11 protein-coding genes are annotated in these 15,616 nt (G+C 36.0%); 8 read left to right on the top strand and 3 right to left on the bottom strand.

Annotated elements, in window-relative coordinates; all coding sequences use genetic code 11:
* Nucleotides 1–446: 446 nt before the first annotated feature.
* Nucleotides 447–1,592 (bottom strand): restriction endonuclease subunit S, encoded by a 1,146-nt coding sequence (locus SB49_RS14260; protein WP_062057873.1) that lies wholly within the window; start codon nucleotides 1,590–1,592, stop codon nucleotides 447–449.
* Complete coding sequence (locus tag SB49_RS14255; RefSeq protein WP_062057870.1) at nucleotides 1,582–3,150, bottom strand: type I restriction-modification system subunit M; 1,569 nt, start codon at nucleotides 3,148–3,150, stop codon at nucleotides 1,582–1,584. The genes SB49_RS14260 and SB49_RS14255 overlap by 11 nt, the downstream gene beginning before the upstream one ends.
* Before the next feature lie 512 nt (nucleotides 3,151–3,662).
* Between SB49_RS14255 and SB49_RS14250 the strand changes: the two genes are divergently transcribed.
* Genes SB49_RS14250 through SB49_RS14215 form a run of 8 tightly spaced genes read left to right on the top strand, consistent with a single transcriptional unit; the run spans nucleotide 3,663 to nucleotide 10,462 of the window.
* Nucleotides 3,663–3,950: a hypothetical protein gene (locus SB49_RS14250; protein WP_062057867.1), complete on the top strand. Its 288-nt coding sequence runs from the start codon at nucleotides 3,663–3,665 to the stop codon at nucleotides 3,948–3,950.
* Nucleotides 3,950–4,228 carry a hypothetical protein gene (locus SB49_RS14245; protein WP_062057864.1) on the top strand — a complete coding sequence of 93 codons (279 nt, stop codon included), beginning with the start codon at nucleotides 3,950–3,952 and terminating at the stop codon, nucleotides 4,226–4,228. The genes SB49_RS14250 and SB49_RS14245 overlap by 1 nt, the downstream gene beginning before the upstream one ends.
* A complete protein-coding gene (locus SB49_RS14240; RefSeq protein ID WP_062057862.1) occupies nucleotides 4,221–6,644 on the top strand; it encodes a TraG family conjugative transposon ATPase in 2,424 nt (807 codons plus the stop codon). The genes SB49_RS14245 and SB49_RS14240 overlap by 8 nt, the downstream gene beginning before the upstream one ends.
* On the top strand, nucleotides 6,641–7,216 hold the full coding sequence (locus tag SB49_RS14235; protein WP_062057859.1) for a hypothetical protein: 576 nt from the start codon (nucleotides 6,641–6,643) through the stop codon (nucleotides 7,214–7,216). Before SB49_RS14240 ends, SB49_RS14235 begins: the two co-directional genes overlap by 4 nt.
* A gap of 2 nt (nucleotides 7,217–7,218) precedes the next feature.
* Nucleotides 7,219–8,058, top strand: coding sequence for a hypothetical protein (locus SB49_RS14230; RefSeq protein ID WP_062059268.1), 840 nt, complete (start codon nucleotides 7,219–7,221; stop codon nucleotides 8,056–8,058).
* Nucleotides 8,059–8,676 carry a hypothetical protein gene (locus SB49_RS14225; protein ID WP_062057856.1) on the top strand — a complete coding sequence of 206 codons (618 nt, stop codon included), beginning with the start codon at nucleotides 8,059–8,061 and terminating at the stop codon, nucleotides 8,674–8,676.
* A 22-nt stretch (nucleotides 8,677–8,698) separates the two neighbouring features.
* Nucleotides 8,699–9,613 carry a conjugative transposon protein TraM gene (gene traM, locus SB49_RS14220; protein ID WP_062057853.1) on the top strand — a complete coding sequence of 305 codons (915 nt, stop codon included), beginning with the start codon at nucleotides 8,699–8,701 and terminating at the stop codon, nucleotides 9,611–9,613.
* Nucleotides 9,614–9,640: 27 nt separating this feature from the next.
* Nucleotides 9,641–10,462 carry a DUF4138 domain-containing protein gene (locus tag SB49_RS14215; RefSeq protein WP_062057850.1) on the top strand — a complete coding sequence of 274 codons (822 nt, stop codon included), beginning with the start codon at nucleotides 9,641–9,643 and terminating at the stop codon, nucleotides 10,460–10,462.
* A gap of 784 nt (nucleotides 10,463–11,246) precedes the next feature.
* Here SB49_RS14215 and SB49_RS14210 read toward each other — a convergent pair.
* On the bottom strand, nucleotides 11,247–15,059 hold the full coding sequence (locus SB49_RS14210; RefSeq protein ID WP_062057847.1) for a YobI family P-loop NTPase: 3,813 nt from the start codon (nucleotides 15,057–15,059) through the stop codon (nucleotides 11,247–11,249).
* Nucleotides 15,060–15,616 lie beyond the last annotated feature (557 nt).

The raw sequence follows: 15,616 nt of genomic DNA, 5'->3' as shown, positions 1-15,616 counted from the left end.
TAATTTTTTTCTGCTTATCAGCATTACTTTCACATTTTCGCCTGTATGCACGTAGTAGAAGTTATAGCCAAATACTAAAAATATTGGATTGAAATACGATACTCTTGAAACAAAAGTGAAGAGAATCGTCATTCCAAAAACTATCCAAAACGTAAGCATACCTTTTACACTGAGAGCCACAAAAAAGAAGGCCAAGTAATTAGCAAGAAAGTCGTTGTTTGATGTTTCAAGCGAGACAACCGAGTTGATTGTAGATTTTGCCAAAAGTTTGCAAATGCCAAGCGATATAAGAGTTAGAATGAAAGGGATAAGAACGTAAACCACGTAGGTAACCCAAGCGTATTTTCCTAATATACACTCGTAAGGATTGACTTCGTTTTGAACTAAATAAACAATCAAAAAGAAGGAAACCGAACTGAATGTTAGAAAAAGTCTTAGGATAAAATTCATACCGTTTCTATTTTAAGGTTTTCAACTTCCATACTCTCCACAACCCCCTTCATCAGAACAGGGCAAAGCGGTTTAATGCTTTCTTTTAACTGCTCGTTGATGCGTTTGCGGGTTTCTAAAGTGTGGTAAATGGTAACTATGGCTTCTTGTTTTTCTATGCTCGGAATGGGCAAATGAACATCACACATATCCGCCCAAGAAAATAGTTCTGTTGAACTTCCCCAAGAATTGAAACGAGCATAACGGTCAAATTCAGAACGATAAAAAAATAAATACAGATATGCTGGATTGAGTATGTTCAGAGAATCTTTCTTTACTCTAAATGCGGTATTATTCCAACTTGTTAAAAAGGTTTCTTCATTGTTGTTATAGCCTAAGCCAACCTTATCACCCATACGAGTCGTTCGACTATTGTAAACGAATTCACCTGGCGATATCACATAAAACCTTTCGAGATTTCTTCCTACATTATTGGCTTTTGTTGGCATAAACTGCTTGCTATTTGAAACACCTCGAACATCATCGACACCATACTTCAAATCACTATTACGCTGTTCATTCAACTCGATATATTCACCCAATCGTTTCAGCGGCTCTTTTTTAATCAAATCCTCAATGTAGGTATCGCAAATCAGCTGCAAATCAGCCAAGCTGTTTTCATACACTTTTTGGTTGGTGAGCAAACCGTTGTACAGGGCTACATATTTGCGCTGTTCTTCAATGCTTGGCATGGGGATTTCCACATCACACAAATCATCCCAATTAAAAGTCTCTCTAGCACTGCCCCACGAATTAAAACGTGCATATCTGTCAAATTCAGAACGATTAAACCAAATGAACAGGTATTCAGGTAAAAGATAATTTTGGTCTGTTTCAAAAACAGTGTAGATGCTAGATACTATGCAGGTTTCGTCTTCATTTAAAGCAATGGCAATTTTTTCACCTCTTCTTGAAGTATCAGCTACATATACTAATTGTCCTTTCTCAGCAATTTTGTAATTGTGCAAGCTTACATTTGTCATATTGGCGACCGATTCAATTAATACCTTACGAGTTGAAACACCTCTCAATAAAGTGATTTTTGAGTCAGAATTTCTTTTGTCAACTTCTCTAATATAAGGGCCAATTTTTTTAAAGCTCATAGCCCAATGTTTTAAAAGCGTTTATCAATTGTGCTTGTGAGTCTTTTTCTTCTTGCAAAAGGGTTTTAAAATCTTGTTGTATGCGTTTCATTTCGATGTCAAAGTCAATACCGCTGTCTTTGTCCACAAACTTTATGAATTTGCTCGGCACCAAAGAAAAATCGTTGGCTTCCAATTCTAAAAAACTGGCAGATTTGCAAAACTCGGGTATGTCTTTGTAGGTAGTTTCATAATCGGCTTGCTGCCAATTGTGAAAGTTTAGAGCTACTTGCTGTATGTCGTCTTCGGTGAGTTCTATGTATTTCTTTTCGTACTCGCTGCCCCAACGCCTTAAATCCATAAACAGGATTTCGCCTGTGCGGTCTCGGTAGCTTTTAGGTTTTTCTTTGGTGTTATCGGTACGTTGCTTTTTGTTTTTGTTCAAAATCCATAGCGTAACGCTAATATCAGTCGTGTAAAAAGTATTTCGCGGAATGATGATAATGGCTTCTACCAAATCATTTTCAATCAACTTTCTACGGATTTTGTATTCTTCACCACCGCCCGAAAGTGCACCATTGGCAAGAATAAAACCTGCTACTCCATTTTCAGAAAGTTTGCTCACCATATTCAAAATCCAACCGTAGTTGGCGTTGCTTTTGGGTGGCACTTCATAGCCCATCCAACGTGGGTCGTCCAAGAGTTCGTTTTCGCCTCGCCAATTTTTCAAGTTAAATGGCGGATTCGCCATAATGTAATCGGCTTTCAGGTCTTTGTGCTGGTCGTTGGAAAAAGTGTCTGCGTGTTTGTCGCCAAGATTGGCAGCAATCCCACGAATCGCCAAATTCATTTTCGCCAATTTGTAAGTGGTTGGCGTATTTTCTTGTCCGTAAATAGAAACTTCTTTTTTGCTTCCTTGGTGGGCTTCTATGAATTTGATAGACTGCACGAACATTCCGCCTGTTCCACAGCAAGGGTCATAAATGATGCCTTTGTAGGGTTCTATTAATTCCGCCATCAAATTCACAATGGTTTTGGGTGTATAAAATTCGCCTTTGCCTTTTCCGCTACTTTCTTTCAAAGCAAACTTACCCAAGAAATATTCATACACTCGTCCAATCACATCTTGTCCGTTGTCTTTGAGCGTGTCAATGTCGTTGATAGTGTCGAGTAGGGAAGCGAGTTTGGTTTTGTCCAATGCCAAACGAGAAAAATAATTGTCGGGCAAAGCACCTTTAAGAGCAGGGTTGTTTTTCTCAATAGTGTTGAGAGCCGTGTCAATTTTTAAGGAAATATCGTTTTGCTTGGCATTTTTGATGATGTAGCTCCACCGTGAAATTTCTTCTAAGTAGAACACATTTTTCATAGCGTAGAAATCTTTCATTTCCACATACTTTTCTTTATTATCTGCAATCAGTTCTTTTCTGCGTTGTTCAAATTTGTCACTGGCGAATTTGAGGAAAATCAGTCCGAGAACTACGTGTTTGTATTCGGCAGGTTCTACCGAACCTCTCAACTTGTCGCAAGATTGCCACAAGGTTTCTTCAATAGCTTTTTCCTTTACTTTCTGTTTGGCCATTTATTCTAAATTTATTTTTATCGTTTTCAAAGTTAGATTATTCAGTTCGAGCATTGGCAAAAAACTGGTTCTTTTGGGTTTTTCAGCGTTGGCTTCTATATGTCTTGCCCAACTTTTTGGCTAAAGTGTATTAATTCTCTTTGGTTGACTAATATAGTATATAAACGCAATTAATCCGTTTTATTCTCTACAAAAATGTAGTCCTTTTCTTTACTTAAGGCCCCTTTGAAGAAGTCACCTTTTTAATATCTCTTTTATATCATTAAAAATGAGTTTTTAAGAAGATAAAAATTAAAACTTGACGTTTTAATCCTCTATTTGTTATTTTCTAAAAACTGTTATCAACACCCCTCCCTTCAAATTCCATTTATTTCGTTCCCATTTGTAATCAAACAGACACAATTCAATTCAAACATAATTTTATTCACAAAATATTGATTATCAATATTTTAAATTAATTAATCTGTATTTTTTCAGTAACAAAATTGGTCAGCCATTAAAACCATTTTATTATGAAAAAATCCATTTATCTCAGCTTACTTTTTTCTCTGATTACTAGCGCAATATTTGCGCAGATTGGTGGCATTGAAGATTCGGTCAACGATGTATCTGATACCATCAGGACCATTTTTCCCATTATTTTAGGTGTTATTTTCCTAATTGGGTTTTTGTTCAATGCGGGGCATTTCTTCGGTGAAAATGCAGATCTCAAAAAGGGCATTACAAGGGTACTGGTCTTTGTCCTTATTGCCGGGGCCGTCGTTGGCATTTTCACCTATCTTATAGGAATCGTGGTCTGATGAAACGATTCGAGACATATAAGAACATTAGAAAAAGGGCATTGATCTGGGGCTTGCCCCTATCCCTCTTCGCCCTGCAGTTGCTTTCCATCCTGGGCTCATTACTGGTCATTATCTTTTCTTTTAGCCTATTAGTCATACTTGGAACCATAAGCGCTAATTCCTGTTTATATGTGGTTTTTACCAGATTGATCAACCAACCCCAACTCCTCCATTACCAAAAGGTATTTCCAAAGAACATCAGTAATAAACAAATAAGTCCCTTGAAATATGAATAAGCTGAACTTGGTCTCCAAACATCCTATAATGGATCTCCAGGGCAATGCCATTTTTGCCAGCAATGGAAATGTGGTGCTTGGGTTTACCTTAAGACTACCCGAAGTACATTCCCTTTCCTCTACCGATTTTGATGAGTTGCATAGTACCTGGTTCCAAGCCTTCAAGTCCATGCCTGTGGGAACGGTCATCCATAAACAAGATGTCTATTTAAAGAAATCCTATTCAGCGGATCAATTGCCCAAAGACACCTTCCTATCCAAGGCCACCCAACACTATTTTAAAGGTCGTGACTATTTGGACCACAAGAGCTATCTCTTCTTCATCCTTACCAGGAACAGGGCATTGAACAATGACAAATATGTAAATCCCTTCCAGAAGGTTTCCCATTCCATAACTGATTCCTTGGATGAATCTATATCCCGTTTTAAAACCGTGGTCAATGATGCGACGTCCTTTATCAATAACAGCAGAAAGATTGTCTTGAAGCCACTTTTGGAATCTGAAATACTAGGTCTTACCAATAATTACTTCAACGGCTATAATGAAGGTTTTGATACCGATATGCTGTTGGATAAATCCAATATTGCCATTGGGGAACACTTTTTTGATGTCCTTGCGGTCAACAATGAAGGTTGTTTTGGAGAATGTGTGCAGAGTAGTAAGACCAATGACCGTTTCACTTCCGATGATTTTGTATTCCATCAGGGATTTATAGATGGGCTGGGACTGACCTTGAAAGAAAACCATATTGTCAACCAGATCATCTATCTGGACGACAAACAGAAATGGAGAAAATTGCTCGACAAGAAAATTGAGGAACTGCAGAAGAGCTCCAATTTTGGCTCCCAGAACAAAGTGGTACTGAAGAAAATCCAGCATATCCAGGACCAGATCAATGCGGACGAAACCTCTAGGATCATCCGTGGCCATTTGAACATCATCTATTGGTCGGACAAGGAAACTGACCTCAAACGGATATCATCGACCATAAAAGCGGAATTCAAAGCCTTGGACATCTTCCCCTACTATCCGAGGGGGGAAGAGCGAAAGAACTATTTTTTGAACAGCTATTGTTGCTTCTCTTCAAATTTTTCCAATGAAGATTTATATGTTACCGATCTAAAACACAGTCTTTGCCTATTTCTCAACAATACCAATTACCGATCTGATGAGACAGGGATCCTCTTCAATGATAGGGAACATAATATACCCATATTAAAGGATGTGTGGGATGAGCATAAGAAACGGATCAAGGCCCGCAACTTTGTCATCTTTGCCCCTACCGGAGAAGGAAAATCCTTTCTCGCCAACAATATTCTGAGGCAGTATTTTGAAAATGGGATTCGGTTGGTCATCATCGATCTTGGGGGATCCTATACCAAGTTCGCCAATTTGTATCCCGACCAATATGCCGTATTAAGGTACGAAAGCGGCAAAAACTTGGGCATCAATCCCTTTTACATCTCTAACAAAGAGGATCTTACCCCCGAACGCTTAGAAGATCTTTCTATATTCTTGTTTGAAATATTGGCCAGTGAGCTAAAGGTGACCAAGGCCCAAACCGTATCGCTTAAGAAGATACTCTTGCACTACTATCAAAAAGTGCACAAGGACCATTCCTTGCAAAGTTTTTATGACTTTATCGATAGCCATAGGGAACACCTTCTTGAGGATCTCAAAATACATCCCGATTACTTTAACATCACCAACTTCCTGCACATCCTATCAGAATATGTGGGCAGTGGACTCTATAGCTTCTTGTTCGAACTGAAGGAGGACCAGACCTATAAAATCGAGGACAAGGGGTTGATCATTTTTGAGTTGGATGAAGTAAAGGACAACAAGGAAATCTTGTCCGTTATGCTGAAATTAATCAAATCGGCCATTCAAAGGACCATCTGGAAGAACCGGGCAGAAAAGGGTATCATCCTTTTTGATGAATTTGCCAAACAATTAAAATTTGACAATGTGCTTGAAAGTGTGGAATTCTATTATCAGGCCATCCGAAAACAAAATGGGGCCATAGGTATCATCCTACAATCCATCAACCAATTGCCCAACAATTCCACCTCTGCCAGCATTTTGGAGAACACCCAGGTCATTTACAGCCTGAACAATGAAAAGGGCTATGATGCATTAAAAGAACGGTTGAACCTCTCCAGTCACGACCTGAACCAATTAAAATCCATCAAGAACAACCTGATCGGTCCACGAAAGTATACCGAGGTATTTATAAAAATCGGCAAGGAAAGCAACATCTTCCGTTTGGAGGTACCCCCTGAGGTCTATGCCGCCTATCTCACCGATGGCCCAGAAAACGCGGCTATAATGGCCCTTTACAATAAATATGGCTGTATGGAAAAGGCAATTACTGCATATGTACAACAAATAAACAATCTAAAATCAACTCTATGAACCTAAAAATCATAGTAATCTCAGCATTATTAACCCTGATAACAAATAGCCATAGTGCGGCCCAGGGGATGCCTGTATATGACAACACCAACTTCATCTCTTTGGCCAAGTCCTTGTTGGAGTCGGCTAAGCAAACCTCCGAGCTTTTAAAGACCGTGGAGTTCCTGAAAGAACAGAAGGAGAACATCCAAAAAGTCAACGATGTCCTTAAGCAATTGAAGGCCGTCAGGGAAATGGCAAATAACAACCAACGGTTGTTCGATATTGTCCAAAACGATCTCAGGGAACTCCTGTATTCACCCTATATAAAACCCCATGAGATCAATAGGGTTTCCGATTCCTTTAATGCCATTATTGAAAACTCCTTGGAGGATCTGGATTTTATAGACCAGATCCTATCCAGTGACTACCTCAAGATGACTGATGCCGAAAGGGCCACCATTCTAAAGGAAAAGGAATTGAAATCCAAGGAAATGGTTGTGGAGATAGAGCAGAAGACCCGCCGCTATCGGGAAATAATCTCTTTTCGGGAAATGCAGGATAGGATCAATAATCGGGAAATCAATTATTAATGATGGAGGCGGCCATTATATTGGGGATGGGATTGGAATATGTGGACACTGTTTTCCAGACCATAAAGAGCAGTGAGTTTTCCCAATACGCCATTGGGGGAATGAAAGCTTTGGCCGTGCTCTTTTTTCTGATCAATATCCTAAAAAAATACAATGAAGGGGTGGTCAATAAATACGGTTACACCTGGGGCTTGAGTCCGGAAGAACTGGCCAAGAATTTTGCGGCGGTGATTTTGGCCATTTTCTCCACCCAAGTATTGGGGGTCTTCGATGGGATTTTGGTGGCCATTGAATCCCAATATCGGGACACAGCCCCTGCCCTACTTCCCTTACAGCTCCAGGATATTGATCTTGAACAGGAGGTGGGTGCATTAGAAGCAGCGAAAAAAGCAATGGCCCTTTTGTACGAGGCATTGGTCACTCCCCTATTCGGCCTGAAAATATTCGCCTTTATCATAGGGCTGTTCCTTTGGCTATTGGATCTTTTCATCTATCCCCTTTTCTTGGCGGAACGCTATTTCCTATTGGGGATCATGCAGGCCTTTTTCCCTTTGATCATCAGTCTGGCGGTTTTCGAAAAATTCAGGAGCATGGCCTATACCTTTTTCAAGCTATATGCTGCTGTGTATATGGTTGTCCCTGCCTTTTTTCTGGTCAATGTCTTTGTCAATAACCTCTATACCGAGATCAATACTAATTTTTGGTCCGATCTGTTGGGTACTGATTTTGGAAGCACTGCCTTTGCCCCCTTGGTACAGTTGGGTAGCATTGGTTTTATTGTCTTTCTAAAATTCAAACTCTACAGGAAGGCTACCTCTTTCACCTTTAAACTCTTCACCTAAATGAAAACAGCGTACAGAAATATTTATCAGGTATTGCATTTGAATCGGCTCATCGTCTTTTCGGTAGTGGTCATTGCCTTGGGTTCCAGTTTCTTTTCGGGACTAATGGTTTATAACATCTACCAAGAAAGTCTGGATAATGCCTTTGCCATCAGTACGGATGGCAATGTAATTCCTCTCCAACTGGTCTCCCAAAAGGAAAATCTGGAAGTGGAGGCCCTGGCGCATTTGGACCTGTTCCACCATTATTTCTATGGTCTCGATGCCAGTAATTATGAAAAGAACCTTGAGAAGGCCCTATGGTTGGGCGATAGTTCCGTGGACAACCTCTACCGACAGAAAAAAGCGGATGGGGTCTATAACAGACTATTGCAATATTCCTTGGTACAAAAGGTCATACAAATAGATACAGAACTGGATCTAACGGCAGAACCCTATAAGTTCAGGACCACGACCTATTTTGAAATCAACCGGGGCACGGTCATAGATCACTATATCCTGATCAGTACTGGCCAATTGATAACCGTGGACCGTAATTTTCCCAAGAACACCCATGGCCTATTGATTACCAATTATTTTGAGAACAGCCTAAAGAAAACTAATAATGATAGCCCTTAAGGGCTACTAAACCTAATCTATCATGAATATAGAAAAGAACAAAATCGTATTTGGATCCGTGATACTGGTCGTTATTCTGTTTATCCTTTCATACACCTATTTGGTCTTAGGGGAAGGAGATGACCAAAATGATGTTTTGCAAGAGACTCAAGTCCCAAAATTGGAACAGCAGCAAAAAGACTATTCCTCCAAACTGTATGCCCTTAATGAACTTAAGGAAGTAAGGCAGACCAATGCCCCGAGTATTTACGATGAAAAGCTGTTCGATTCCATAGGTGCCTTTGATTACAACCTTGTGAAAAAGAAAAGGGAAAGGGAATTGGACAGTATATACGGCAAGTATACAGATCGGGAAACCGAGCGAGCTGGAAGGCAAACCTACGAGACCCGTGAAAAAACTGAACAGGATATCCCGAAGCAAGAATGGAACCCTACTGTTTCCTTAAAAGAAATAGGATTGGAGCACCAGCTTTTTTTTAGTGCCAATCCACAACCCATCGAAGATGGGTCTTCAGGGTCAACATCCAGTGTGCTTTTTGCAAAGGTGGATGGAGAGCAGATCCTAAAGGCAAATAGCAGGATACAACTTCAACTGACCCAAAAGGTATTGATCGGCACTACCCTATTCCCAGTGAATACAAAGGTTTACGGAATAGTAACTTTTCAACCCAATCGGGTAATGATCAAAATTGAAAATATAGACCATGTGCCCTTGACATTTAAGGCTTATGATCTGCAGGACGGATTGGAGGGTGTCTATATAGAGAACAGTTTCAAATCCGATGCCTCCCGAGAAGTGGCGGATGACATTGTTCAGGACATCAACCTCCCTGGAGTTCCCCAGGTGGGAGGTATCACAAAGGTATTCCAACGAAACAACCGCACCGTAAAGGTTTTGGTCGCGGATAATTATCAATTGCTCTTAAAAAGTCAATAATTACCATCATCAATAAAACAATAAACCATGAAAAAAATGCTCTACCCTTTTATATTTATTTGCTCCATTTGGATTGCATCTGCACAAGACACTAAACCCTTGGACACTATCTTTGCCAATGAGCACAAGGCCGTGGCCCTATTCTTCCCCAGCCCCATACAACAGGGGATTACAGGCTCCGCTAATTATGTATTCAGTTTCAATAGGGAAAAACAGCAGTACTTTGGGCTTTTACAAGCCTACCCAGGTGCGGAAAGCAACCTCTTGGTCATTGGAACCAATGGCCAGGTCTTTTCTTATATTCTGCGATATGGGAAAAAACTGTCTAAGCTCAATTATTTCATTACAGAAGAAGAAAGTATTGGAAATGAAACGGAGCAGACTAGCTTATGGTTTCAAGAAAATGAAACAGTTACGACTTTGGATTCGATAGCAGAGAATTCCGAGGCTACGGAGTTAGAAAAATTATGCGGCCAATTACTAAAAACGCCTAGGCCGTTCAATCAAATAAAGCATAATAAAGGGATGGCCCTTAGCATGACCAATAGCCTATATCATGGAGATAAGGTCTTTGTAGTCTTTGAGATCCAGAACGGAACACAGATCGATTATGAAATCAACGCCTTGGACCTTTACAGGGTGAACGGCACCAAAAAAAGAAAGGCCTCCTTTCAGGAAGTACCCTTAAAACCAATTTATCAATTCAAGAGACCTTCCAAGGTCAGTTCCGGATCCACAGTGCAGTTTGTACAAGTGTATCCAAAGTTTACCTTGGGTAAAAATGAAAGGCTATTGGTCACTTTGGATGAGTTACGTGGCGGGAGGAATTTACGATTGAAATTAAGATAATAGATGTTTATTCTTATCAAGAAAATCATTTCAATTATACATAACAAAAATTATAGTACAAATGTATTGTTTATTCAATAAGAGTGGTTTATCCATTTGATAGCTATAATGTAGTATTATGTAAAATATCCCAGTAGTATTCGTTTTCATTAGAATAATTGGAACTTGGGTCATTAAACTAATAAGCGGTTTGCTTCGCAGCGTTTAAAAAAATTTGTATCTATAATTAGCCGTTATGTAAAATAGCCGCTACCAAGCGCTCGATTGTTTTATAAAATCAAATTGCTCTAGCAATTTATTTTACACACAATTATCCAACGCTTGCCAACGCCAAAATAAAAGCTAACCTTTTGCTCTTATTAAAAATCGCATATTCAATAAAATGTAGGTAATAAAAAATTTTAGACGATTCTCGTAAGCTTGCCACAAGAGTATAAAATTTAAGAAAAATAAATTTCTATACACTTGTTGTATTTAGAAGTTCAAATAATCTTTCTTTTCAATCTTTCATTATCTTTTGTCTTGAAACAAAAGAAACAAAAATTCAAGGCTGCATATTATTTTGGAAACAATTAACGGCTCATTCGCTAAATTTTAGGAAACATTGTAACTATTTACATTGCTTTAAAATCCTTTGTATAATCAAAACTCTTAAAAAGCATTATTACTAAACCCCTAAAATATGCACGCTCATTTCTCCTATTGTTTTGACCAAAATTTTATGAGGCCCAGTTTAACATCGAGATTCTATTTGACAGAATAAACTCAAATTATACGAATCCTATTAGGCAGATGCGACAGCTTTAATCATACCTCTAACTTCCCTATTAGAAGTTATTATTCCTAAACTCATTAAGTTATTGGTAAACTCTAGGTTAATAGGATTAATAGCAATCTTAGCTTGTTTTCTTGATTTTATGAGTCTATTGTATGGATGTCCTAATTGTCCAATTAAGTTCTTAGCTTGGGTTTTATCAATGTTATTAGAATTCAAATTAAACAATTGTATTCTATATTCATTAGAACTACTTCCCTTAAATAGCCCATACAAAAGACTATAACTAAGATTGCTAACTTTTTCATTCACATATACCTTAGTTGCTGAACTAGCTATAACAGCATCTTCTATTATTTCGTTTTCATCTAAAGTATTTAAAAATTCCTTTTTTTGTGCATCCCTTAAAACTATGGATTGCATTATAGACGAATGGTCTTCTTCATTCATTTCATATGCGGCATAATTCTTAATGTACGTAATAAAACTTTTTTCAATTAAATTAATATGAAGCCCAGGAAATTCTTCTTTTACTTTATCATAATATTCGACCGACAATGTAAAAAACTTGGATTCAATCATGGATTTAACTTTATCAGAAGAGAGCCCTTTGAGCACTAGTCCAGTCCAGCCTGAACTTTTACAAGTTCTGAGTTTAGTGTGACTTTCCAAACTTAGCTCATCACAATAAATGATTGCCAGCGCAAGTTTTTTCTTAACCTCATTATCATCCTTAAGTGAAGACAAATTACTTTTACCTAATTCATTGTAAACATCATCATTATCAAGATAGTTAATTAAGATACTATCCAAGTTTTCTTTTGTGTAACTATTGAAATAGTCCATTACATTAACCCAACTAGTATTAACAGCTAACTGTTTTAAAATCTCTTCCTTTATTTCAATATCATCAAAGTCTGATAGATTTTGAAAAACTGTCGCAGTGGTTTCCAGAATTAATTTTCTTGTTGGAATTATTAAATCAGAATTATTTAAAAGCGAAATTAAAGCATCCTCTGTCTCCTTTGTATTCTCTAATGTTAAGAATACATTTGTTACATATGTTTCAATATTTTTCTCAATATAAGCAAGAGGTAATTTGTTCTCTAAGTGCCTTAAGGTAGTATAATTTGAACTTCTAAAATCTTCTTCGCTTTTCCCCTCGTCGGTCGTAATAGCTAACAGGTTAGTATATTTTATTTCGTAAGAATCATTGGTTAATACATAGTCATATAAAAATTCATTGTTATAATTTAATTCAGATATATTATCAAACTTGATTTTAAAACTTTCTATAATTGATTTTAATTTTTCAGTCTGGTCTTTATCCTTTACCAAATCGGCAAGGTTAGATAATATAGAAAAATGCTGCTTGAAAGACTTTATATTGTTAAAGTTCTTTATGTCTGCTAAATTTGCATGAGTAACAATAAGCTGAAGGTATTCGTTAGTTTTCTTCTCGGAAAACTTACCTTTTGTAGTTATAAAATTCCAAAAACCTTGCCATATACTTGGCAATTCTTTGAATAAGATTTTATTATCCGTTTGTTCACTTCTTTTAAACCTATCAATGAAATCAATTACTTTTTGATTCTCAGATTTCAGTAGTTTTTTTAAAGACTCATATCTAGATTTGTATTGATTTTTATTTTTTAAAATGAACTCTATAACTTGATGATTTAATATAGCAACCTTTTCAAAATGGCTTTCATCTATCTTCTTTATTAGATTTTCTAATTTTTCAATCTTATAATTGAAATCCAAGCTTTCTCCAATTTTTACTTTTCTAATAAAAGTATAATCTCCTTTTGTAATATTAACCTCATGAAAAAGAGATATGTAGTCTAAGTAATTTTCATTAATATATCCATTAACTAATAAACTTCTCATTAGTAAACTACCCATAAATGGACCTAAATAAACACTTACGTCTTGGTTCTGGAAAATATTTTTAATATTCCACCTTTTAATCTCTTCTTTTCGTTCCTTTAATAGTTCATTTTGTTCTTTTAACTCTTCAAGCCTATTATCATTGTTATTATTTATATGCTCAATTCTTTCATTAAATTTGTGAAACTTATTTATTTCCCTTTCAATATCAGAAAACGACTTATCTAAAGATTTTTTAGTCTTTGTGTACATATTATAGGAACGATTAATAATTAATGTATTATAATTAATGTTTTGTTCATTAATTAGGGAATTAAAATTGTCTTGTTCCAAAAGTTTATTCAATGGTACTGGCTTGCCTTCTATGAAAATATCAGATGGATTATCTAATTGACTAATGATGTTGAATAAATAAACCTCTTTAAGCTCCTTTTCATTTTTTATCTTCTCATTTTGTAAACCTGAAATTAATGGAATATTAGTAGCAATTTCTTCATCCAACTTAGAAATCATATCATTAACATAAGTGGCTTTATTAGATATGAAATCAAACAAGTCTCCTTCATTTTTATGCAGTTTAGCAAAATCTCTTGGATAAATATTCTTGTAGATGACTATCGCAAGTAAGTTGTCCTGAGTAAGTTCATGAGTAAGACTTTCTTTATATACCAAATATTCTTGTAAAATATTTGTTAGCAAACGCATATCAATATCATCAATAAAAGTAACAACGTCGTCAATAAAACTTTGCGAAAAAACACTAATTAAATCTTCTTCTTTAAGTAGTTCTGTCAGCTTGTCGTTCGCATTGGAAGGATTTATAAATGGAATAACTGGTATTATATAATCAAAAAATTTGATTCTTTCATTACCTTGAAACATGTCATCTCTAATAGCATAAACAAATACAATTTTTCTTCGTATGAGCTCACTATTATTTAACAGCAAATTGATTTCTCTTAGCTTTGTGAAAATTTCTGTATCCTTAAATCTGTCTAAGTCTTCAATAACAACTACATTGAATTCAGTTCTTTGAAAGTAATAAATGATTTCGTCGAGATGCTGATTTAGTATAGACTTATCAACTTTTTCACCTAGTTCAAGCTCTCCTTTAATATTTATCTTGCTGATACGTGAATTGCCAAAAGTTCTAATAAGACTATAAATAATTTTTGACAACCCACTTAAAAAGATACTTATTATAATAAGTGAAGTAAAATCTAAATCTTTAGAAGAAAATGTCCATGCAAAAGGATTTATTTTACTAAAAACATTAAACTGCCACATAGAGAATGCAGAAATAAGCCATATTACAAAAGAGATAGAAGTAATAATTAATTTCCATTTTGTAAAGTTTACAATTCTTTTAAAGCGAGAATCAGGAATTCTTGAGGGCTTAACATGATAAATCATTTGTTGAAGAATACTAACTTCTAATAGCTTTTCAAAGTCTTTATGCCGTTTTGATAAAAGAGCATTTTTAATTCCATTTGAGCTTTCTTCATTTTTATTTTCCTTTTTTGACTCATCTTCTTCATCTAATATTTCATCTTTAAAAGATGCCAAAGAAATGTTTAAATATTTAAAATCATTATTTGGGTCCTCTGCTTTGTATATATCTTGAAAGGTTTTAATTACTGTGCTTTTCCCTGAACCGTATGTACCAGTAAGAGCAATATTAGTTACATCTTCACTTGAAAGCGCACTATTTAGTCTATTTAGATAAGGTTGGATTTTTTCAATTTCTTTTTTAGACTTAAGTACTTTTGCTGCTAAAGAGCTAATTGGTTCTGCCTTATCTTTCTCCTGGAAAAATATTTGAACAAAACTATATCTAAGTTTTTTTAATTTTGAAATAAAGTTTTTTATGGATGAATCTTTGTCAGATGTAGAACTCGAATTCTGGTTTGTTTTTTTGGATGGTTCATTCATATTATGAAACTTTTGAAATGTTAAAGTTTTATTAAATCAACAGTTGTACCATTTTGTAAATATTTGTTTTTGAATTAAGTAACTGACAAATACTTTCAATAAATAGTGCAAATATGACAATAAGTCACTTTATAAACCATTCCACACATATTACACTTCCCTCCTACGTCGTCGTATCAAAAGTGTTCCATTAACATTGCTGAAGAAACTTTTAGAATAAATTTTTTCAAGAAACTTAAGAAGAACCTTTCGCTTTTAACCAAAGCTCAGGTTACATAACGCAGAACATTATAGAACATTTTGTATTTTAAGTTTAGCCAGTGTTGGAATTACAAGAAGCTTTTCGTCAATAAATTTTTCAAAACCAATCCATCGGATTGCCTCAAAAGCACAAAATTTTAGAAATAAAAATTTCTGCAGCACTTGCTACCTCATTATTTTTCAAAAAACCTTTTTTAAGTTCTATTTGGCATAATGTATAGCTGTGACAGTTATTTAAAATTGTCTATTTGATAGTAGGTTATATACTCGCCTAACTTATCCATACTCTATGTGAA

Origin of the sequence: Sediminicola sp. YIK13 (assembly GCF_001430825.1) — a bacterium.
Taxonomy (GTDB): Bacteria; Bacteroidota; Bacteroidia; order Flavobacteriales; family Flavobacteriaceae; genus Sediminicola.
The sequence above is the reverse complement of the archived record's forward strand: the minus strand, read 5'-3'. Positions and strand labels throughout refer to the sequence as shown.